This window comes from Ensifer sp. R-19, assembly GCF_049905105.1.
Lineage (GTDB): Bacteria > Pseudomonadota > Alphaproteobacteria > Rhizobiales > Rhizobiaceae > Ensifer.
In genome coordinates this window covers 1,037,135-1,057,742 of the sequence record NZ_CP184569.1, presented here as the reverse complement: position 1 = coordinate 1,057,742, position 20,608 = coordinate 1,037,135, and the positions used below count along the sequence as shown (strand labels likewise).

21 protein-coding genes are annotated in these 20,608 nt (G+C 62.7%); 9 read left to right on the top strand and 12 right to left on the bottom strand.

The genetic code is table 11. From position 1 onward, the window contains the following. Positions 1 to 209: 209 nt before the first annotated feature. The 3 genes from ACN9MO_RS05175 to ACN9MO_RS05165 form a co-directional block, all read right to left on the bottom strand. The gene (locus tag ACN9MO_RS05175; RefSeq protein WP_112995502.1) at positions 210 to 1,769 is read right to left on the bottom strand and encodes a phospholipase D family protein; all 1,560 of its coding nucleotides are present in this window, start codon (positions 1,767 to 1,769) and stop codon (positions 210 to 212) included. Positions 1,770 to 1,787: 18 nt separating this feature from the next. After that, complete coding sequence (locus tag ACN9MO_RS05170) at positions 1,788 to 2,645, bottom strand: endonuclease/exonuclease/phosphatase family protein (RefSeq protein WP_112995503.1); 858 nt, start codon at positions 2,643 to 2,645, stop codon at positions 1,788 to 1,790. A 162-nt stretch (positions 2,646 to 2,807) separates the two neighbouring features. Beyond that, positions 2,808 to 3,455, bottom strand: a complete 648-nt coding sequence (locus ACN9MO_RS05165) for a VOC family protein (protein WP_113132759.1) — start codon at positions 3,453 to 3,455, stop codon at positions 2,808 to 2,810. Positions 3,456 to 3,659: 204 nt separating this feature from the next. On the opposite strand from ACN9MO_RS05165, the gene ACN9MO_RS05160 reads away from it, so the two are divergent. Then, on the top strand, positions 3,660 to 4,898 hold the full coding sequence (locus tag ACN9MO_RS05160; protein WP_113132758.1) for a cytochrome P450: 1,239 nt from the start codon (positions 3,660 to 3,662) through the stop codon (positions 4,896 to 4,898). Between the two features lie 37 nt (positions 4,899 to 4,935). Here the strand turns inward: ACN9MO_RS05160 and ACN9MO_RS05155 are convergent, their stop codons facing one another. The 7 genes from ACN9MO_RS05155 to ACN9MO_RS05125 all read right to left on the bottom strand — a co-directional run bounded on the left by ACN9MO_RS05155 (position 4,936) and on the right by ACN9MO_RS05125 (position 12,970). After that, positions 4,936 to 5,280 (bottom strand): cupin domain-containing protein, encoded by a 345-nt coding sequence (locus tag ACN9MO_RS05155; RefSeq protein WP_057252366.1) that lies wholly within the window; start codon positions 5,278 to 5,280, stop codon positions 4,936 to 4,938. Between the two features lie 212 nt (positions 5,281 to 5,492). Then, positions 5,493 to 8,681, bottom strand: a complete 3,189-nt coding sequence (locus tag ACN9MO_RS05150; protein ID WP_113132757.1) for an efflux RND transporter permease subunit — start codon at positions 8,679 to 8,681, stop codon at positions 5,493 to 5,495. Next, positions 8,678 to 10,108 (bottom strand): efflux RND transporter periplasmic adaptor subunit, encoded by a 1,431-nt coding sequence (locus tag ACN9MO_RS05145; RefSeq protein ID WP_112995507.1) that lies wholly within the window; start codon positions 10,106 to 10,108, stop codon positions 8,678 to 8,680. The genes ACN9MO_RS05150 and ACN9MO_RS05145 overlap by 4 nt, the downstream gene beginning before the upstream one ends. Continuing rightward, the gene (locus tag ACN9MO_RS05140; protein ID WP_112995508.1) at positions 10,105 to 10,509 is read right to left on the bottom strand and encodes a FixH family protein; all 405 of its coding nucleotides are present in this window, start codon (positions 10,507 to 10,509) and stop codon (positions 10,105 to 10,107) included. The genes ACN9MO_RS05145 and ACN9MO_RS05140 overlap by 4 nt, the downstream gene beginning before the upstream one ends. A gap of 111 nt (positions 10,510 to 10,620) precedes the next feature. Then, positions 10,621 to 11,016 (bottom strand): hypothetical protein, encoded by a 396-nt coding sequence (locus tag ACN9MO_RS05135; protein WP_112995509.1) that lies wholly within the window; start codon positions 11,014 to 11,016, stop codon positions 10,621 to 10,623. A gap of 38 nt (positions 11,017 to 11,054) precedes the next feature. Beyond that, positions 11,055 to 12,338 (bottom strand): O-acetylhomoserine aminocarboxypropyltransferase, encoded by a 1,284-nt coding sequence (locus tag ACN9MO_RS05130; RefSeq protein ID WP_112995510.1) that lies wholly within the window; start codon positions 12,336 to 12,338, stop codon positions 11,055 to 11,057. 203 nt (positions 12,339 to 12,541) lie between these two features. Beyond that, positions 12,542 to 12,970: a CoA-binding protein gene (locus ACN9MO_RS05125; RefSeq protein WP_093232341.1), complete on the bottom strand. Its 429-nt coding sequence runs from the start codon at positions 12,968 to 12,970 to the stop codon at positions 12,542 to 12,544. Between the two features lie 179 nt (positions 12,971 to 13,149). Between ACN9MO_RS05125 and ACN9MO_RS05120 the strand changes: the two genes are divergently transcribed. Beyond that, complete coding sequence (locus tag ACN9MO_RS05120) at positions 13,150 to 13,986, top strand: DMT family transporter (RefSeq protein WP_093232243.1); 837 nt, start codon at positions 13,150 to 13,152, stop codon at positions 13,984 to 13,986. A 12-nt stretch (positions 13,987 to 13,998) separates the two neighbouring features. Here the strand turns inward: ACN9MO_RS05120 and ACN9MO_RS05115 are convergent, their stop codons facing one another. Continuing rightward, positions 13,999 to 14,820 carry an enoyl-CoA hydratase gene (locus tag ACN9MO_RS05115; protein ID WP_112995511.1) on the bottom strand — a complete coding sequence of 274 codons (822 nt, stop codon included), beginning with the start codon at positions 14,818 to 14,820 and terminating at the stop codon, positions 13,999 to 14,001. Between the two features lie 168 nt (positions 14,821 to 14,988). Between ACN9MO_RS05115 and ACN9MO_RS05110 the strand changes: the two genes are divergently transcribed. From ACN9MO_RS05110 to ACN9MO_RS05095, 4 genes are all read left to right on the top strand, one after another. Then, positions 14,989 to 15,420, top strand: a complete 432-nt coding sequence (locus ACN9MO_RS05110) for a PaaI family thioesterase (RefSeq protein ID WP_057252377.1) — start codon at positions 14,989 to 14,991, stop codon at positions 15,418 to 15,420. Between the two features lie 225 nt (positions 15,421 to 15,645). Beyond that, complete coding sequence (rplM, locus tag ACN9MO_RS05105) at positions 15,646 to 16,110, top strand: 50S ribosomal protein L13 (protein ID WP_057252379.1); 465 nt, start codon at positions 15,646 to 15,648, stop codon at positions 16,108 to 16,110. A 2-nt stretch (positions 16,111 to 16,112) separates the two neighbouring features. Then, complete coding sequence (gene rpsI / locus ACN9MO_RS05100) at positions 16,113 to 16,580, top strand: 30S ribosomal protein S9 (protein ID WP_057252381.1); 468 nt, start codon at positions 16,113 to 16,115, stop codon at positions 16,578 to 16,580. Positions 16,581 to 16,684: 104 nt separating this feature from the next. After that, entirely contained in the window at positions 16,685 to 17,023 is a 339-nt protein-coding gene (locus tag ACN9MO_RS05095; RefSeq protein ID WP_110878262.1) for an antibiotic biosynthesis monooxygenase family protein, read from the top strand. A 29-nt stretch (positions 17,024 to 17,052) separates the two neighbouring features. Here the strand turns inward: ACN9MO_RS05095 and ACN9MO_RS05090 are convergent, their stop codons facing one another. Then, a complete protein-coding gene (locus ACN9MO_RS05090; RefSeq protein ID WP_057252385.1) occupies positions 17,053 to 17,526 on the bottom strand; it encodes an Lrp/AsnC family transcriptional regulator in 474 nt (157 codons plus the stop codon). A 115-nt stretch (positions 17,527 to 17,641) separates the two neighbouring features. Between ACN9MO_RS05090 and ACN9MO_RS05085 the strand changes: the two genes are divergently transcribed. The 3 genes from ACN9MO_RS05085 (at position 17,642) to argC (ending at position 20,607) form a co-directional block, all read left to right on the top strand. Continuing rightward, a complete protein-coding gene (locus tag ACN9MO_RS05085) occupies positions 17,642 to 18,433 on the top strand; it encodes a phenylalanine 4-monooxygenase (RefSeq protein ID WP_112995513.1) in 792 nt (263 codons plus the stop codon). A gap of 127 nt (positions 18,434 to 18,560) precedes the next feature. Continuing rightward, positions 18,561 to 19,523, top strand: a complete 963-nt coding sequence (speB, locus tag ACN9MO_RS05080; protein ID WP_425986808.1) for an agmatinase — start codon at positions 18,561 to 18,563, stop codon at positions 19,521 to 19,523. Between the two features lie 151 nt (positions 19,524 to 19,674). Beyond that, entirely contained in the window at positions 19,675 to 20,607 is a 933-nt protein-coding gene (gene argC, locus ACN9MO_RS05075) for an N-acetyl-gamma-glutamyl-phosphate reductase (protein WP_057252391.1), read from the top strand. Position 20,608 lies beyond the last annotated feature (1 nt).

The following is a 20,608-nucleotide window of genomic DNA, read 5'->3' as shown; positions in this document are numbered from 1 at the left end:
CAACACCCTTCACTTCAAGTCGCGAAGCTTCGATAAGCTTAATCGAAGCCCCCTTTGCTGCGAAGTTCGGCGCTCCTCCACACATGGTTGTCAATAGAACCTTTTTTCGCCGACATGCGCGCCGCAAGCCGCCGCGACCGAGCATTTCACACAGGGTTCGATGACGTCGGTAAACGAACGGCAAATCGTGTATCGGCGGCGCCGCCTTCCTAGAGCTGTGACTCGATCGGCAGAATACGGATCAGGTTGGCAATCATCCGCCTGGCAAGGCTGGCATCCGGCTCGCGCCGCAACAGCCGCTCGGAGCCGTTGGCGCGATCACGCCAGACAAGCCGTGAACCGTCCATCCCGAGCCGGTAGCTGATCGACGGCGAGGTCTCCTCCTCGAACATGCTGGCCAGCTCGCCGGCAAGAGCCGCATCGGCAAAGACGACACCCATTTCCGTATTGAGCGATGCGGAGCGGGGGTCGAAGTTCATCGAGCCGACGAACCCGTTCAAGCCATCGACCACGAAAGCCTTGCTGTGCAGGCTCGCATTGCGGCGCCCGAACAACGTCATGCGGTGCCCTTCGGCAACGTCGCCGTGCTCCTTCAATTCGAAGAGAGCGATGCCGGCCTGGATGAGTTTCCGGCGATACTTGATGTAACCGCCGTGAACGGCTGCGACATCGGTCGCAGCGAGAGAGTTGGTCAGCACCGCGACCCGAGCTCCGCGCGAAACGATGGCCGCAAGCTCTCGCGTGCCGGCAACGCCGGGGATGAAATAGGGAGAGATGATCCTCAAATCCCGCGTCGCCGCTTCGATCAACGGGAAGAGTTCGCGCAGCAACCAGTTTTGGCGCCGCTGCATCAGCGCCTTTTCCGGCGGGTCGGATGCCAGGCGGATCTGCGAACTCCAGTGAAGCCGCCGCGTGCCGTGATAGACGTCGGTTTCCTGAGCGGCCTTGTCGACGCGCTCGATGTAAAACCGGCCCGCGGGTGTCCGGGCAAGCCCGTCGACGGCCTCACGGAGCGCCGGCAAATATTGCTTGCGTGGCGTGCGCAGTGCAGCGATCGGGAGGACGGAGTCGCTGTTCCAGTACCGGTCGAACATGGCGGACGCCTGGTCCAGCACCGGCCCCACCATCCAGACGTCGAGGTCGCGGAAGTTGGAAAGCTCGGCGGCGTCGAAATAGGCGTCGCCGATGTTGCGCCCGCCGGCGATCGCGACCCGGCCATCCGCCACCCACAGCTTGTTGTGCATGCGGCGGGTGGCGCTGAAGGCGCGGATCGCCATCTCGAAGCCGCGGCGAAAGCGGTCGGTCCGCGCCCGGCTGGGGTTGAAGAGCCGCACCTCGATATTGGGGTGGGCGTCAAGCGCGATGCACATGCGATCATGAATGCCGGCGTTGATGTCATCGAGCAGTAACCGGACACATACGCCTCTGTCGGCCGCCGCCAAAATCTCTCGGGCCAGCAGAAGACCGGTCAGATCATCCTTCCAGTAATAATACTGCAGATCGAGGCTGCGCCCGGCGCGCCGCGCCGCATGCGCGCGCACTACCAGGGCCTCGATACTGTCCGACACGAGCGCCACGCCATTTGCGTTCGGGCGGCCGGCAAGAAGGGGCATGATAAGCCGATCGAGTTCCGTACCGGCCTCGGCCACCGGAAGTGCCGTTGACGGCAGCCCGTGCGGGCGCCGTCCGAACCGGCCATAGATGTAGAGGATGGCCGCCACGACCACACCGACGATCGCGGCGACGATGATCAGAACGGAGGATAACATCGAAAGCGCGCCTCGCCGTCAGACCGACCCCGTACGGCCGGCCCCAACCCGATTTCCGTCTCGGTGATCCTGCTGGGCAGCCTTCAAGGCGATGGAGGCTTTCACCGGCAGATGGTCCGATGCGATCCGCGCAAGCGGTGAGTCATGCACGGCGACCGACGTTACCAGGTGGTGCGGATTGCCAAGCACACGATCGAGCGGCAGCAGCGGAAAACGCGACGGAAAGCTCGCGACCGTGGCGTGCGACGGATCGAAAACAGGACTTAGGAAGGACAGTGACGATCTCCGGCCCATGCGCCACTCGTTGAGATCGCCGATGAGCAGCGTCGGCCGCCCGTTCGCGCCGGCTGCCGCTTCAAGGATCGCCTCGGCCTGCTGGGCGCGGGAATGCCTGAGAAGACCGAGATGGGCGGCGATGATGCGCAAGGGGCCGACCTTCAGGTCGAGATCGACGACCAGCGCGCCACGCGGCTCGACACCTGGGAGTTTCAGCTGCCTGACATCGGAAACGGCGCCCTCGCGTAGCAACAGCACATTGCCGTGCCATCCATGCCCCTTCGCCGAAAAGCCGGAGATCGGCACCGAAACGAGATGGGCCTCGCGCCGGAGATGTTCGAGATCGAGAAGACCGGCACGCTCGCCGAACCGCTGGTCCGCTTCCTGAAGCGCAACGATATCGGCGCCCAGTTCGCCAATCACATTGGCAGTCCGCCCGGGATCGAAACGGCCGTCGGTACCGACACATTTATGGATGTTGTAGGAGGCGATGACGATGTCGCCGCGGTTCACCGCAGCTTCGCGATGAACGACCGTGGGACGCCGCTTGCGGATCGCTGCCACGATCCCCGCCGATAGACTGGACTGGTTTTTTGCCATGCCGCTCCCTGCCTGCTGCCCGCATCATTGCGCAAATAGGTCACCGGGCGCCACTGAAAAAGGGTGGAGAGCAGAAGTTGTTTCGCAACTGCGATACGGGAGCGAACGGGTGGATGCCGGGACAGCACGAGCAGCGTCGGCGTCCATTTTCGCCGCTCTCGATCAGTCGGCCGGTCCTGCGAACAGGATCAGATTTCCGTCCGGATCGAGCACGATGAAGGTGCGGGCGCCCCAGGGTTCGGTCCGCAGCGGCTGGTGAAAGTGTACGCCAGCAGCCTGATAGGTCAGGAACAATTGTTTGATGTCATTGACGGTTTCGAGCGTGATGGCAGCCGAAAGCAGGTCCTCGCGCTGGCGGATGTCATCGACGAAGACCGGCTCGCAGACAAGGCGTAGAGCAAGCCTGGCGCTGTCGCGGATCACTTGCCCATAGAATGGCGGATCGCCGTAGACGAAATCGACGGCAAAGCCGAGCTTCTCCGCGTAGAAGTCGCACGAGGCCTTGATATCGGCAACGAACAGCTGAGCGGCGATCGACTGCAGCACCGGCTGCGATATGGTGGGTTTTGAGTGCGGGGTCATTGTCAGGGCTCCTGATCTGAGCGCCTGCCAACCGTCGAATCCCGATTGGCGCGCGATAAGCTCCTGCGCGTCGGCGAGCTTGAACTCCGCATTTAGAATGGCGTCGTCATCAAGGTCACAGTAACGGGGCAAGGCCGCCCTGATCTCCGCTGCGACCGGATGGTACCGTTCGCGATGCCATTTGAGGTACTGCTTCGCCTGCTTCTTCAGGTTTTCAAGGTTTGGCATGGGCGCAACTACGGTGTGTCTCCCGTAGGCGGGCGTGCCCTTTCAGCCTCTTGCCGATGCGCCCTACGCAGCGCCAGGAGATTGACGACCATTTCCGACACTGTCAACGCCATGCCGATGGCCGGAGGGATATCTGCACTTGCCGGCTGAACGCCGGTTCCCGTAGAAATAGACGTCGGTCAAATTCTGTAAAGAGCCCGTTGCATGCCTGCCATAACCATTGACGGCGCCCAAAGGCGCATTTCCATCGATGCGCGTAATCCCGCCTTCTACCGTGAGCCGCTCGCCGCCTACGCCGAGATCCACGCACAATGTCCGGCCTTCTTCTGGGAGGAGCGGCAACAATGGTATTTCGCAGGCTATGACCAGGTAAACGCGCTGCTCCGCGACCGCCGTTTCGGACGGCAGATCCTGCATGTGGCGACGCGCGAAGAAGTCGGCCTGTCGGCGCCGAAGCCACATCTGAGGGATTTCGACGCGCTGGAGGAACATTCGCTGCTGGAGCTCGAGCCGCCGGCGCACACGCGGCTGCGCACGCTCGTCAATCGGGCCTTCGTCTCGCGGCAGATCGAACAGCTGCGACCGGATATCGAGCAGCTGTCGCACGCCCTGATCGATGGTTTCGAAGGCGACGGCGAGGTCGAGTTGCTCAAGACGTACGCCGAAACGATCCCCGTGACGATCATCGCCCGCATGCTCGGCATACCGGTCGAGGCGGCGCCCGATCTTCTCGACTGGTCGCACCGCATGGTCCGGATGTATGTCTTCGACCCGAGCCACGAGACCGAACTCGACGCCAACCAGGCTTCCGCCGAATTTGCCGCCTATCTGCGAGAGATCATCGCCGAGAAACACCGCAATCCCGCCGATGACCTGCTGACGCACATGATCACCTCGGAAAAGGATGGCGAACGACTTTCCGAGGCAGAGTTGGTCTCGACCACCGCCCTGCTCCTCAATGCCGGTCACGAAGCGACTGTGCATCAGATCGGCAATGCCGTGAGAACCATCCTGCAATCCGGACCTTCCGCCGAGGATCTGTTTGCCACAGAGGCGGCAACCGCGCTGACAATCGAGGAGTGCCTGCGTTTTGGGGCACCGCTGCATATTTTCCAGCGTTACGCGCTGTCGGATGTCGAACTCGAAGACGGCATCACCCTTCGCAAGGGCGACAAGATCGGCCTGTTGCTCGGGGCGGCGAATGTCGACCCGAAGAAGTTCACGGACCCGAATGCGTTCCGGCCGACGCGCGATGAAGGCGCGAACGTCTCCTTCGGTGCCGGCCTGCATTTCTGCATCGGGGCGCCGCTGGCCCGGCTGGAGCTCAATCTATCGCTGCCGATCCTGTTTCGGCGGTTGCCGGACATGCGGCTGAAGAACGAGCCCGAGGTGAAGGACGCGTTTCATTTCCACGGCCTGGAGCGTCTCAACCTGGTCTGGTAGTTGCACCGAAGACCGCCCAGTCTTCGGTGCATGGGTGTCACAGGCGGATGACGTAATCCTTGCGGGTTGTCTCGACGACCTCCCAGGTGCCTTCGAAGCCGGGACGCAGGATCATGCTGTCGCCGGCGCGCAAATGCGCCGCCTCGCCACCATCCTGCGTGACAATCGAATAGCCGGAGATGATGTGGAAATACTCCCACTCCTCATAGACGATCCGCCACTTGCCGGGCGTCGATTCCCAGACTCCGGCATAGAGGCCGCCATCGGCCTCTTCCAGGTTCCAGGTACTGAATTGCGGCGCCCCGGAGATCAGCCGGTCGGCAGCGGGCGTGCCGGTTTCCGGCTCGACGGAAGACAGATCGAACTTCTGCATATTCGCCATTGGGCACCTTTGCTGGAGGCACTGCAACCTCCCCCGTCATGGGTTTCAGATTTGGTTTCGTCACACACCTCCGGGGCAACGTCCATTGTTTTTTCGAGGATATTCCCGCCTCCGTTCTGCTGGTGCCGCCATTCCTCGATCGAGGCGGACGTGGACCGGCATTTCGAAGCAACTCGGCTCCCGCCCCATTCCGACCTTGAACCTTCACTCGTCTACCGCTGGATCCTGACGTCTATCGGCGTCAGAAGCCCGGCGCTGGCCGCTCTCGTCGGCGACCGGGTGTCGGCTAGGGCTGGCAGCCGCCAGCCCTTCACCAGGCCGTAGATTGCCGGGATGACCGCCAGTGTCAGCACCGTCGACGAGATCATGCCGCCGATCATCGGCACGGCGATGCGCTGCATGATTTCCGATCCGGCCCCAGTGCTCCAGAGGATCGGCACCAGCCCGGCGATGATCGCCACGACCGTCATCATCTTCGGCCGGACCCGTTCCACTGCGCCGACCATGATCGCGTGATGCAGGTCGTCCCGCGTGAAGGGGCGCTGTTCGCGGTCGCATTCCTCACGGCGTTCGCGAAGCGCCTGGTCGAGATAGATCAGCATGATCACACCCGTCTCTGCCGCCACGCCAGCAAGGGCGATGAAGCCGACGACCACCGCCACCGAGGCGTTGAAGCCTAGCCACCACATCAGCCAGATGCCGCCAACCAACGCGAAGGGCAGCGACAGCATGACGATGAGGGTCTCGGTCAGCGCTTTGAAGTTCAGGTAGAGCAGCAGGAAAATCAGCGCGAGGGTCAGCGGCACGACGATCCCGAGGCGCGCTTTTGCCCGTTCCAGATACTCGTACTGCCCGCTCCAGGCGACCGAATAGCCTGATGGAAGCGACACGCTCTTCGCGACGGCTTCCTGAGCTTCGGAGACATAGCTGCCAAGATCGCGGTCGGCGATGTCTACGAGGATGTAGACCGCGAGCTGGCCGTTTTCGGTCCGGATCGTTGTCGCACCGCGTTCAAGCTTGACGTCCGCGACTGCGCCAAGGGGCACCGTACCGCCGCCGGGGAGCGCGACCTGGACATCACGGGCGATCGACTGCGGATCGCTCCTGAAGGCCCGCGGGTAGCGGACGGCGACCCCGTAGCGTTCGCGGCCCTCGACCGTCGAGGTGACGACCTCGGACCCGAGCGCAATGCCGATCACGTCCTGGACGTCGCCTATGCTCAGACCATAGCGACCGAGTGCTGTGCGGTCGGGCACGATGTCGAGATAGTACCCCCCGATGACCCGCTCGGCATAGGCGCTCGATGTGCCGGGGATCGCCTTCAGCACCGTCTCGATGTCGCGCGCCACCCGCTCCATCTCCTTGAGATCGCCCCCGTAGACCTTGACGCCGACGGGCGTACGGATGCCGGTCGACAACATGTCGATGCGGGCGCGGATCGGCATGGTCCAGGCGTTGGAGACGCCGGGGAACTGCAGTGCGGTGTCCATCTCCCGCTTGAGGCTGTCGATGGTCACGTCTGGCCGCCATTGCGACTTCGGCTTCAGGGTGATGATCGTCTCAAACATCTCCGTCGGGGCCGGATCGGTGGCAGTCAGCGCCCGTCCCGCCTTGCCGAAGACCGTCTCCACCTCCGGGAAGGACTTGATGATGCGGTCCTGGGTCTGCATCAGCTCAGCCGCCTTGGTCACCGACAGGCCGGGCAAGGTCGTCGGCATGTACATCAGCGTGCCTTCGTTGAGGGTCGGCATGAACTCGCTGCCGATCTGGCGCGCCGGCCACACCGTGGCGGCAAGCGCGGCGACCGCGAGCAGGATCGTCAGCGTCTTCGCCTGAAGCACGCCGTGAATGATCCGGCGGTAGGTCCAGATCAGAAAGCGGTTGAGCGGGTTCTTGTGCTCCGGCACGATCCGGCCGCGCACGAACAGGACCATCAGTGCCGGAACGAGCGTCACCGATAACAGCGCAGCTGCCGCCATGGCGAAGGTCTTCGTGAAGGCAAGCGGTCCGAACAACCGCCCCTCCTGCGATTCCAGCGTGAATATCGGCAGGAAGGACACGGTGATGATCAGTAGGCTGAAGAACAGTGCCGGGCCGACCTCGCTTGCCGCTTCTATCAGGACTTCGGCTCTGGGTTTGTCGGGCGGCGCGCGCTCCAGGTGCTTGTGGGCGTTCTCGATCATGACGATCGCCGCATCGATCATCGCACCGATGGCAATCGCTATGCCGCCAAGGCTCATGATATTCGCCCCGATGCCGAGCGCCCGCATCGCGACGAAGGAAATCAGGATACCGATCGGCAGCATGATGATGGCGACGAGCGCGCTCCTCACATGCAGGAGGAAGGCGATCGTCACTAGTGCGACGATGATCGACTCCTCGACCAGCGTGCCCTTGAGCGTCTCGATCGCCGCCTTGATCAGCTCCGAACGGTCGTAGACGGGAACGACCTCGGTGCCAGCCGGCAGGCTCTCCTTGATCGCCGCCAGGCTCTTCTTGGCGCTGTCGATGACGTTGAGGGCATTTTCGCCGACCCGCTGCAGGACGATGCCGCTTGCGACCTCGCCTTCGCCATTCAGCTCGGTGATGCCGCGCCGCTCGTCGGGAACCGCCTCTACCCGCGCCACGTCGCCGAGGCGCAGCGGCGCACCGCCTTCGGTCATCAGCACGATGTTCTCGATGTCCTTGATGCCTTGCAGATACCCGCGGCCGCGAACCATGAACTCGAACTCGGAAATCTCGACCGTCCGGCCGCCGACGTCGCGGTTGCTGGCGCGCACTGCGTCGGCAATCTGCTTCAGCGTCACGTTCTGGGCGCGCAAGCGCGCCGGATCGACGACGACGGAGTATTGCTTGACGAAACCACCGACGCTCGCGACTTCGGCCACGCCCTCGGACTTCGAGGCGGCGAAGCGCACGACCCAGTCCTGCAAAGAGCGCAGTTCTGCGAGCGACAGTTCCTTGGCGACAAGGGCGTACTGGTAGACCCAGCCAACACCCGTCGCGTCCGGGCCGAGGCTCGGCGAGACGCCTTCGGGAAGCCGGCTTGCGGCGGCGTTGAGGTATTCGAGCACGCGGCTTCGCGCCCAATAGGGATCGGTCCCGTCCTCGAAGATGACGTAGACGAAGGAGATGCCGAAGAAGGAGAAGCCGCGCACAACCTTCGACCGCGGCACCGTCAGCATCGACGTCGTCAGCGGATAGGTGACCTGATCCTCGACCACCTGCGGTGCCTGGCCGGGATAGTCGGTGAAGACGATGACCTGCACGTCCGAGAGGTCGGGAATGGCATCGAGCGGAAGCGAGCGCAGGGAGTACACGCCCGCGGCGATTGAGAGGGCGGCCCCAACGATGATCAGCACCAGATTGCGGGCGGACCAGGCGATGACGTTCGAGATCATGGTTTCACCTCGTCCGCAGTGAGGGCGCTTAGCGCCGCATTGAGATTGCTCTCGGCGTCGAGCAGGAAGTTGGCGGAGACGACGATCTTCTCTCCGGCTTCAATGCCTTTCCTGATTTCCGTTCGGTCATCGCCGCGCGCTCCGAGCTCGACGTCACGCGGTTCGAAGCGGCCTTCGCCCTTGTCGACGAACACCACCTGTCGGTCGCCCGTGTCGATCACGGCGCTGTTGGGCACCGCGACGACCGGGGCGGTGTCACCCGAGGCGATCTCGACTTCGGCGTACATGTTCGCGAGCAGCAGGCCCTCGGCGTTGGAGAGCTCTATCCTCACCTTGGCCGTGCGCGTCTGCGTCTGAAGCTCGGGATAAATCAGATCGACGGCACCCTCGAAGGTCTTTCCGGGCAGGTTCCGCACCCGGACCGTCGCATGCGCGCCTTGCCGGAGGGTCGCGGCATCGAACTCGGGAACGTCGGCGATCACCCACACCTTCGACATGTCGGCAATCCGGAAGAGGACGTCGCCGGCCTCGGCCATCATGCCCGTTGTCGCGCTCCGTTCGAGGACGACGCCATCGCTTGGGGAGAGATAAGCGATGCTCCTGGGCACCGTCCGGCTCCGGGCAATCGCTTTGACGGTCTCTTCCGGCACGCCGAGATTGCGCAGTTGCAGCGCACCCCCGACGTCGAGGTCCGGCTTGCCACCACCGCGCAGTTCCGTGGTGTATTCGGCCCCGGCCTTGGCGATGTCCTTCGAGAAGAAATGGAAAAGCTCGTCGCCCTTCAGCACCCGGTCGCCGGTCGTCACATCGGCGACGCCCTCGATGAAGGCGTTTGCCCGCATCGAGACGATCCGCACCAGGCGCTCGTCGAACGTGACCGTTCCAGGCACGCGCACCTGACGGTTGACGACGGCGTTCTCTGCCGTCGCCGTCTTCACTCCCGTCCGCTGTAACTTGCCGAGCGAGACCTTCACGACGGAGCTGTCCGCCTCCTCTCCCTCGTATACGGGAAGATAGTCCATGCCCATGGAGTCCTTCTTCGGCACCTTGGAGGTGTCGGGCAGGCCCATGGGGTTGCGGTAATAGAGGACTTTTCGCTCGCCCGCCGTCGGCGTGGCTTCCGCCTTTTGGGGAGCGGCCTTCTTCACCGTGTCGAAGGAGATGTCCTCGCTCTCGCGCACGGCAACGAAAGCGCGACCGTCTGCGGTCTCTCTCGGTGTGGCCGAGTATTCCGGCGAACCGTCTGGACTACGATAGTAGATGACCTTGCCAGTCGGCTTGACTGCAGGGGGCATGGTTTCCCCGAGCGCCTGCTCGGGGAAGACCTTGTTGATGTCGGTGGCAAGGCCGCGCGTGCCAGCCGCGTACCCTCCCCCGCCGGCGATTGCGAGGGAGCTGACGAAGAGCAGAAATCTGGACGTGGTCACGGCTGTGCCTGCAGAACCAGTTCGCCCTGAACCGTCTCGGTCTCGCCCTGGACCTTGGCCGCCAGCTTGAAGCGCCATCCGCCCTCCATGCTGAGGTTGGTCTTGAACGAGTAGATGCCGGCTTCCGCTGACGGCAGGGCTTCGACCGGAGTGGTCATCGCCTCCATGCCCTCCGGTGCCATGTCCATCCTCGTGCTGAAGATGACCGCATCAGACACGGGTTTTGAGGTCCTCTTGTCGATCAGGCGCACCGCGACGGTCGCCTCGGGACCGTGTGGGACTTCAGACCGGACGAGCTGGAACTCGTAGTCCGTTGCGGCGGCGAAAGACGTGGTGGTTGCAGCCAAAATGATGGCAACCGAACCGAGGATCGCCCTCGGAGAAAAAATGCTTGTGGTCATATTGATTCTCACCCAGGACCGGCGCCTCTGGCCGTGTCCATGAAATAAATACGGTCGGAAGGACGCTCTCCCTCTGGAAAGCGGCCGCCCGGTTTCATTCAACGAGTGAGATCAGACTTTGGGAGGTCGCGCCGGAGGTTCGACGAGGGCAGACGGCAGACGGTTGTCCTGGAGGATCGGATGCGACAGTACGCGGGCCGACAGATCGATGCGCCAGCTATTGGCCTTGCTGCCGTGCGCCAGAATGATGGAAGAGCAGACGAGCGCGAGGGGACACGTCTTTCCGCAATCGTTCTTCTGAGCAGGTTGCCGCTCAGGACAGCAGGACATGTCGTCCATGCCTGTCATCGCATCCATCTGCATGTCGGACGAAAGAGCCATGGCGCTCGCAGCCGTGCCGACGCTCACGGGACCAAGCACGACCCCGAGCAACGCCAACACACAGAGAAAGCGCCGGAGCGCGACGACAGCGAACATGCAGCTATGCTTGCATAGCGCGACGTTCATTGGAAGCCGGTCACGGAAAGTTGCGACCGGCCGACGGATCAGAGCTTTGCCAGCGCCTGCTCGAGGTCGGCGATGATGTCGGAGACATCCTCGATGCCGACCGACAGACGCACGACATCGGGGCCGGCGCCGGCCGCCACCTGCTGCTCGGGCGTCAGTTGCCGATGGGTGGTCGAGGCCGGGTGGATGACGAGCGAGCGTGTGTCGCCAATGTTCGCCAGATGCGAGAACATTTCCAGCCCCTCGACGAAGCGTTTGCCCGCCTCGTAACCTCCCTTGAGGCCGAAGGTGAAGACGGCGCCGGCACCCTTCGGCGAATAGCGCTGCTGCAGCGCGTGGTTGGGATCGTCCTCAAGCCCGGCATAGTTGACCCACGAAATCTTGTCGCTCGTCTTCAGCCACTTGGCGACCGAAAGCGCGTTGTCGCAATGGCGCTGCATGCGCAGCGGCAGGGTCTCGGCGCCGGTCACGAGCATGAAGGCATTGAAGGGCGAGATTGCCGGACCGAAATCGCGCAGGCCCAGGACACGCGCGGCTATGGCGAAAGCGATGTTGCCGAAGGTTTGGTGCAGCACGACACCGGCATATTCCGGACGCGGCTCCGAAAGCATCGGATACTTGCCCGACTTCGACCAGTCGAAGGTACCGCCGTCGACGATGACGCCGCCCATTGAATTGCCATGGCCGCCGATGAACTTCGTCAGCGAATGTACAACGATATCGGCACCGTGCTCCAGCGGCCGCAGCAAATAGGGTGTCGCCATAGTGTTGTCGACGATCAGCGGCAGGTCGTGCTTGCGGGCGACCTCGGCGATGGCGGCGATATCCACGAAGGTGCCGCCGGGATTGGCGAGGCTCTCGATGAAGATCGCCTTGGTGCGCCGGTCGATCTTCGCCTCGAACGAGGCGGGGTCAGCAGGATCGGCCCAGCGCACCTGCCAGTCGAAGGACTTGAAGGCGTGGCCGAACTGGTTGACCGAGCCGCCATAGAGCCGGTTGGCTGCGACGAAATTGTCGCCCGGGTTCATGATCGTGTGGAAGACGAGCAGCTGAGCCGCATGGCCGGAGGCAACGGCCAGCGCAGCCGTGCCGCCTTCGAGCGCCGCGATGCGCTCCTCCAGCACCGCCTGGGTCGGGTTCATGATGCGGGTGTAGATGTTGCCGAACTGCTGGAGGCCGAAGAGTGCCGCGGCATGGTCGGTGTCGTTGAAGACGAAGCTCGTCGTCTGGTAGATCGGCGTCGCCCGCGCGCCCGTGGTCGGATCGGGCTGTGCCCCTGCATGAATTGCGAGCGTGTTGAAACCAGGGTTGTCTTTCGTCATTTCGTCCCTCCCATGACCAGAGCGCGGCCGCCAGCCGGCGCGCCGAGGACGCTCTATCACCTTGAATCTGCGTGTGATCCGCTATCGAACCTCCGTGGCCCAGCGCGGAGGTGGCGGCACTATTCCAGAGCCTACGTGTGCGGTCAAAGAGGATTTTACGAAACTGACGGTTGCGCAAGCCGCAGCCGTTCTGCGGGCCGAGATCAGCCGATCAGGCGCGGATATTCGATTGCCGGACAGCGATCCATGACCACCTTGATCCCGGCCGCTTCCGCCTTCGCCGCTGCGCCGTCGTGGCGCACCGAAAGCTGTCCCCAGATCACCTTCGGCAGCGTGTCCAGCGCCAGGATCTCGTCAACGAGCGCCGGCAAGGCATGGGCGGCGCGGAAGACATCGACCATGTCGATCGGTTCCTTCACGTCGGCGAGCCGGCCGACGACGGTCTGGCCCTGAATGGCCTTGCCGACATGGCCGGGGTTGATCGGAATCACCCGATAGCCCTTGCGCAACAGGAACGCCATGACCCGATGGCTCGGCCGCTCGGCATTCGGCGAGGCACCGACGAGAGCGATCGTCTTGGTCTCGCGCAGGATGTCGGCGAGATAGTAGTCCGGATAGGCGTCGTGATTCATGTGGGGCTTTTGATCCATCTAATTAAACGGCCGTATAATGGGGCCGCTCCCTTCCAAGTCAACTGCGTGCAGCAATGCGCCTCAGACCCTGACGCAATACAAGACTTTACGGTTGCATTTGCGTGCGAGCGGCGCGACAAGCTTCACAAGGCCCGCCACATCGTTTCCGAGGTTCCATCTTGCCGCTTGAAGTCATTGCGCTCGTCCTGTTCGGGGCGTTGTTGCACGCGACCTGGAATGCCCTGGTCAAGGCAGGCTCGGAAAAATCGCTCGACGCAGCAATGATCGCGCTCGGGGCCGCCGCCGTGGCCATCCCCTTCCTGCCATTCCTGCCCTTGCCGAAGCCGGAAGCGTGGCCCTACATCCTGGTTTCGGCCCTGTTCCAGTTCGCCTATTTCCAGCTTGTCGCCGCCTCCTATCGCGCAGGCGATATCGGCCTCGTCTATCCGCTGATGCGCGGTACTGCGCCCTTGATCGTCGCGGCCACCAGTGGCGCGCTGATTGGCGAACAGCTTACCTTCGGTACGATGCTCGGCATTCTGACAATCTCTGTCGGCGTGCTGACGCTCGCCTTCGAGTCCAGAAAGGGCGGCAAACACGCGATCGTGCTCGCCCTCCTCAACGCCTGCGTCATCGCCAGCTACACCTTTGTCGACGGCATCGGCGCCCGCGTATCGGGCAATGCGATTTCCTACACGCTGTGGATGGCGCTGTTGCCGCCGGTGCTGCTCTTCGCCTGGGCCTTTGCCCGCCGCGGCGTCAAGCCGGTCGCCCGCCACGTCTACAAGAACTGGTGGCGGGGCCTCATCGGCGGCGCCGGATCGATCGGCGCCTATGGCCTGGCGCTCTGGGCGATGACCAAGGCGCCGGTCGCAACCGTCGCCGCCCTTCGCGAAACGTCGATCCTGTTTGCGGTGGTGATCTCGGTCGTGTTCCTCAAGGAACCGGTCAGTGTCTGGCGCATCGCCGCCGCCTGCGTCATCGCGCTCGGCGCGCTGCTGCTGAAGCTGGCCTGACGACGCCGCAGATCAGTCTTCCTTCCACTCCGGCATGCGCTTGCCGAGGAACGCGCCAATGCCGTCCTCGGCGTCACGGGCCAGCATATTCTCGACCATGACGCCGACGGCGTAGTCATAGGCCTGCGGCAGGTCCATCTCCGCCTGGCGGTAAAAGGCTTCCTTGCCGATCTTCAGCGCCTGCGGCGACTTCGAGGCGATCACGGCCGCATATTTGTCGACCACCTGGCGCAGGTACTGCTGCGGCACGATGCGGTTGACGAGGCCGAAATCCTTGGCGGTCGAGGCGTCGATGGTCTCACCGGTGAGCAACATCTCCATTGCCTGCTTGCGGTGCGCAGCACGCGTAAGCGCGACCATCGGCGTCGAGCAGAAGAGCCCGATGTTGACGCCCGGCGTGCAGAAGGTGGAGCTGTCGGTACAGATCGCGAGGTCGCAGCTTGCGACAAACTGGCAGCCGGCGGCCGTTGCGAGCCCGTCGATTTCAGCGATGACGGCTTGCGGCAACCGGGTGATCTTCAGCATTAAGTCTGCGCAAAGGCGGATCGTTTGTTCAAAGAAGGCCCGGCCCCGGTCGTCGTCTTCGCGATGCGCGGTCATTTCCTTGAGGTCGTGCCCCGCCGAAAACAGCTTGCCCGACGCGGAAAGCACAACAACCCTGATTTCCTTGGAGGCGGCGACCGCATCGAACTCGGCGTGCAGCGCCTCCATCATGGCGATAGACAATACATTGGCCGGCGGGTTGTTCAGGGTCAGCCGCAACACCGGCCCGGAGCGTTCGCGCAGCAGCAGGCCGTTCTGCTCTTCCTTCTTGAACGATACCACGTCGGCCATCTCTTTCTCCTGAAACTTCTACTCGGGCTTGGTGGTACGCCGGACACGCGCGCGGTGCAAGCTGAGCGCAGAACCAGGCGGCGCGTTCCGTCTACGACCTTTTTCCGCCTTGCGTCCGGCCGTCGGCCGGTTTCAGGTGGCAGGCGAATATGTTGAAGGATGCTATGAATGACCATCGAGCCGAACATGACCGTCGACGAACTCAACCGGTTTCTCGACACGGATTTTCCGCAGGTCCACACCGATGGCAAGGTCTTTCACGTCACGGCGGTGGGGCCAGGCTTTGCCACCATGCGGCTCGATCCGAACGAAAGGCACATCCGTCCGGGCGGCACCGTCTCAGGCCCCACCCTCTTCGCGCTTGCGGACGTTTCCGCCTATGTCGCGCTGATCGCCCATATCGGTCCGGTCGCGCTTGCGGTTACCACCAATCTCAACATCAACTTCCTGCGCAAGCCGGAACCGGAACCGCTCGAATGCACCTGCCGGATCCTCAAACTCGGCAAGCGGCTCGCCGTTCTCGACGCATCGATCGTCAAGGTCGGTGACGACGATCTCGTGGCCCATGCAACGGCGACCTATTCGATTCCGCCGCGTTAAAATGTGGTAACGAAATACCATACATGTAACTTATTGTTTTTACTTATATTTATTTCCATCGCGCAGATTTCACGTTCTTGACGCTTGTTTCGCACTTGCGTATAAGCTGCCGCAGATCGCGGTCCTCAAGGGCCGCTTTCTTCTTTTGTCCGGGAAACCGGGCAAAACCAAGCAACAAGAAACGCCCGGCGGTTCGCCGCCCGGGTCCAAAGAAAGAGTTTAGATATGGCAACCTTCGTTCAGAAGCCTGCAGAGGTGGAGAAGAAGTGGATCATCATCGACGCCGAAGGCCTCGTTGTTGGTCGCCTCGCTTCCCTCATCGCAAACCGCCTGCGCGGCAAGCACAAAGCTACCTTCACCCCGCATGTTGACGACGGCGACAACGTCATCGTCATCAACGCCGAGAAGGCAGTTCTGACGGGCAAGAAGTACACCGACAAGAAGTACTACTGGCACACCGGTTACCCCGGCGGCATCAAGGAGCGCACCGCGCGCCAGATCATCGAGGGCCGCTTCCCGGAGCGCGTCATCGAGAAGGCCGTCGAGCGCATGGTTCCGCGTGGTCCGCTCGGCCGTCGCCAGATGAAGAACCTGCGCGTTTACGCAGGCGCCAACCACCCGCATGAAGCACAGCAGCCGGCCGTCCTCGACGTCGCCAAGCTGAACAGCAAGAACACAAGGAGCGCCTAATAATGGCCGACCTTTCCGCTCTCAAGGACATCGCCACGACCGCGGAACCGGCTGCTCCGGTTCACGTCAAGAAGGTCGACGCCCAGGGTCGCTCCTACGCGACCGGCAAGCGTAAGAACGCTGTTGCCCGCGTATGGGTCAAGCCCGGCTCGGGCAAGATCACCATCAACGGCAAGCCGTACCTCGACTACTTCGCTCGTCCGGTTCTGCAGATGATCCTGCAGCAGCCGATCGTCGCAGCTGCCCGTGACGGCCAGTTCGACATCGACGCGACGGTCGCCGGTGGCGGTCTCTCCGGCCAGGCCGGTGCCGTTCGTCACGGCATCTCCAAGGCCCTCACCTACTTCGAACCGGGCCTGCGCTCCGTTCTGAAGCGCGGTGGCTTCCTCACCCGCGACAGCCGCGTGGTCGAGCGTAAGAAGTACGGCCGTGCGAAGGCACGTCGTTCGTTCCAGTTCTCGAAGCGTTAATCGCTTCCAAACTGCGACACTTGGAAAGGCGGGGCTTTGCTCCGCCTTTTTTTGTTATCATCGCCCCCACCATATCCCGCAGCATCGATCCTCCGAGGCACAGCATGGCAAGTTCCCCCGTCGCCAAGACCCCAGAGCCGCCCTACTACATCGTGACATTCTCCTCGCGACGGACGGCCGGCGATCACGGCTACGACAATATGGGCACGGAGATGGAGAGGCTGGCGCGCGAACAGCCAGGTTTTCTCGGGCTCGAAAGCGTGCGCGGTGCTGATGGCTTCGGCATCACCAATTCCTATTGGGCGGACGAGGAGAGCATCGCGGCGTGGAAAAGTGACGTCCGGCATCTGACCGCCCAGCGGCTCGGCCGCGAGCGCTGGTACGAGGACTACCAGGTGCGCGTCGGCAAGATCGAGCGGCAATACGGGTTCGAGCGCTCGTAGGGCCTGGCAGTCGTCATAACCGAACCGCTTCAGATCGGCAGTTCCGTCGTCGACTTGAGTTCACGCAACACGAAGCTCGACACGACCGTGCGCACGTGCGGATTGCGCATCAGGTAACGCGTCATGAAGGCATCGTAGCTTTCGACGTCGGTGGCCCGGATCTTCAGCATGTAATCGAAGGTGCCGGATAAAGCGTAGCATTCCATAATCTCCGGCCGATCGCGCACCAACGCCGAGAAGGCTGCGATCGCCTCGTCATGATGATCCTCCAGCGTCACGTGAGCGATGATGCAGAGTTTCAGATCCAGCTTTGCCGGGTCGAGAAGCGCCACACGCTTACGGATGACCCCGTCCGTCTCCAGTTCCTGCAGCCGCCGCCAAGCCGAGCTCTGCGACATGCCCGCCTTTTCCGCCAGCTCCGACAGCGACTGACCGCTATCGGCTTGAATCAGCCGCAACAATTTGCGCAACGGCTGGAAATTTTCCTTCACATCGGGCGGCATAGCGAAATTTCCTCTCGCCAACAGGCGACGACCTGACAACTCTGAAACAAATACTCGCTCCATCAGCGATACAATTGCAACAGAAAGAGTTGTTCTGACGACATGAGGAGACGTCATGACCAAGGAAAGCACATACACCGCCAAGCTACCGGAGCCTGACGGCACATATCTTTACACCCCGGAAGAAGATGCGATCTGGGGCGAGCTCTATCAGCGGCAGATGAAGCTTCTCGCTGACAAGGCCTGCGACGAATATCTGGAAGGAGCAAAGACGCTCGACCTGGGGCCGTATCATGTGCCGCAGCTGAAGGACGTGAACCGCCGTCTTGCGGAAACCACCGGCTTCGGCGTCGAAGGCGTGCCGGCGCTCATTCCGCCGTCCCGTTTCTACGAGCTTCTGTCCCAGGGCAAGTTTCCGCTGGCGACCTTCATCCGCCGGCGTGAGCATATCGACTACATCGAAGAGCCCGACATCTTTCACGAAGTCTTCGGGCACTGCCCGCTGCTCACCAACCAGAGTTACGCCCACTTCGTCCGTCGCTTCGGCGAGAAGGCCGTTTCGCTCGGCAAAGGTTACTCCTGGCATCTGTTCCGGATCTTCTGGTTCACCGTCGAGTTCGGCCTGATCAACACGCCGAAGGGCCGCCGCTGCTACGGCGCAGGCATCGTCTCCTCGCCAAACGAGACGCGCAACGCCATGGAGACACCAGGTGTCGAGTTCCGGCCGTTCGACCTGATGACCGTGCTGCGCACGCCGTATCGCATCGATATCGTGCAGCCTATCTATTACGTGATCGACAGCTTCGCCCAGCTCGAAACGATCATCGAGGAAGATATCGCCGCGCGCATCACCGAAGCGAAGGCGCTTGGCGACTTCGCCCCGACCTACGAAGCCAAGGCTTCGTAATCGCGGAAGAATCGGCCGGCAGGGCCTTGCCTTGCCGGCGACGATTGTCCAACGTCTCGCCACCACAAGTTAGAGCGGGATACGAGCACACGGCTCTCTTCATCCCGCCCTGAAGCAGAGACGGGACATGGCCAACAGGACAATCGATCATGCGCTGACGGCGCGCTCACTCACATCGGCGGCATCCGATCCGACGCATGCCGGCATTCTCTCCTTCATGCGCCGCAAATATTCGAAGCAGTTGAAGGGTATCGACGCCGTCGTCTGGGGCATTCCCTTCGATGCCGCCACGTCCAACCGTCCTGGCGCCCGCTTCGGGCCACAGGCGATCCGTCGCGCCTCCGCCATCTTCGACAACGATCCGCAGTACCCCTTCGAGCGCGACCTCTTTGCCGCGATGGCGACGATCGACTACGGCGACTGCCTGCTCGACTATGGCAACCATTCGAAGACGCCGGCGACGATCGAGCGCGAAGCGGTGAAAATCATCAGAAGCGGCGCTTATCTGCAGACGCTCGGCGGCGACCACTTCATTACCTATCCGATCCTGAAGGCGCAGGCGGCCATCCACGGCCCCCTCGCCCTCGTGCAGTTCGACGCACACCAGGATACCTGGCCGGACGAACGGGGGCGGATCGATCATGGCTCCTTCGTCGGACGTGCCGCACGCGAGGGCCTGATCGATACCGACGCCTCCATCCAGATCGGCATCCGCACCCACGCACCCGAAGACTGCGGCATTCGCATTCTCTATGGCTATGACGTCGAGGAAATGAGTGCTGGCGAGATTGCCGAAACGATCATCCGGCAGGTCGGCGAACGCAAGGCCTATCTCACCTTCGACATCGATTGCCTCGACCCGGCCTACGCGCCCGGCACCGGCACGCCGGTTGCCGGCGGCCCGTCGAGCGCCAAGATCCTCTCGGTGCTGCGCAAGCTCGGCGCCCTGACGATTGTCGGCAGCGATGTCGTCGAAGTGGCACCCGCCTACGACCATGCCGAAGTCACCGCAATCGCGGGCGCCACTGTCGCCATGTTCATGCTGGGACTGCATGCGGAGAAACTTGCGGAACGCGCACCGCTGCGCTGAAGAACCGTATCGCCGTTGCGACCAGGGGCGGCTGCTTGTATAGGAACTGACAGGGCTGGCGGCGGTCCGCCGGCCTGTTGAGAAATTGATTCAATTCTATGCCAGAATGATTCCGGAACTATCCGTAAATCACTGACAGAACGGGAAAATCATGAAACCGAAGATCTTCATCGATGGCGAACACGGCACCACGGGCCTGCAGATCCGCACGCGCATGGCCGGCCGCAGCGACCTCGAACTGCTTTCCATCCCGGAAGCGGAACGACGCAACGCCACGATGCGCGAAGATCTCCTGAACGACGCCGACATCGCCATTCTGTGCCTGCCGGACGATGCGTCGCGCGAAGCGGTTTCAATGGTTTCCGGCAACAACAAGGTGCGCATCATCGACACGTCGACGGCACACCGCATCGCCCCGGACTGGGCCTATGGCTTTGCCGAAATGGACAAGGCGCAGCCGGAGAAGATCCGCGATGCACGCCACGTCGCCAATCCCGGCTGCTATCCGACCGGCGCCATCGGCGTGATCCGGCCGCTACGCCAGGCCGGCATCGTGCCCGACGGCTACCCGGTCACGGTCAACGCTGTTTCCGGCTACACCGGCGGCGGCAAGCAGATGATCGCGCAGATGGAAGACGAAACCAATGCGGACCACATCAGCGCGCCGCACTTCCTCTATGGCTTGCCGCTCAAGCACAAGCACGTGCCCGAAATGAAGATGCACGGCCTGCTCGACCGTGCGCCGATTTTCGCTCCCTCGGTCGGCAAATTCGCGCAGGGCATGATCGTCCAAGTCCCGCTCTATCTTGAGGATCTTGCCGCCGGCGCAACGCTGGAGACGATCCACTCGGCGCTGGTCGAGCACTATGCCGGGCAGTCGATCGTCGAGGTCGTGCCGCTTGCGGAAAGCGAGAAGCTCGCGCGCATCGACGCGACCGAGCTTGCCGGCAAGGACACGATGAAGCTCTTCGTCTTCGGCACCGCCGGCGGCAATCACGTGAACCTCGTCGCCCTGCTCGACAATCTCGGCAAGGGCGCTTCGGGCGCGGCCGTCCAGAACATGGACCTGATGCTGTCGGCCTGAT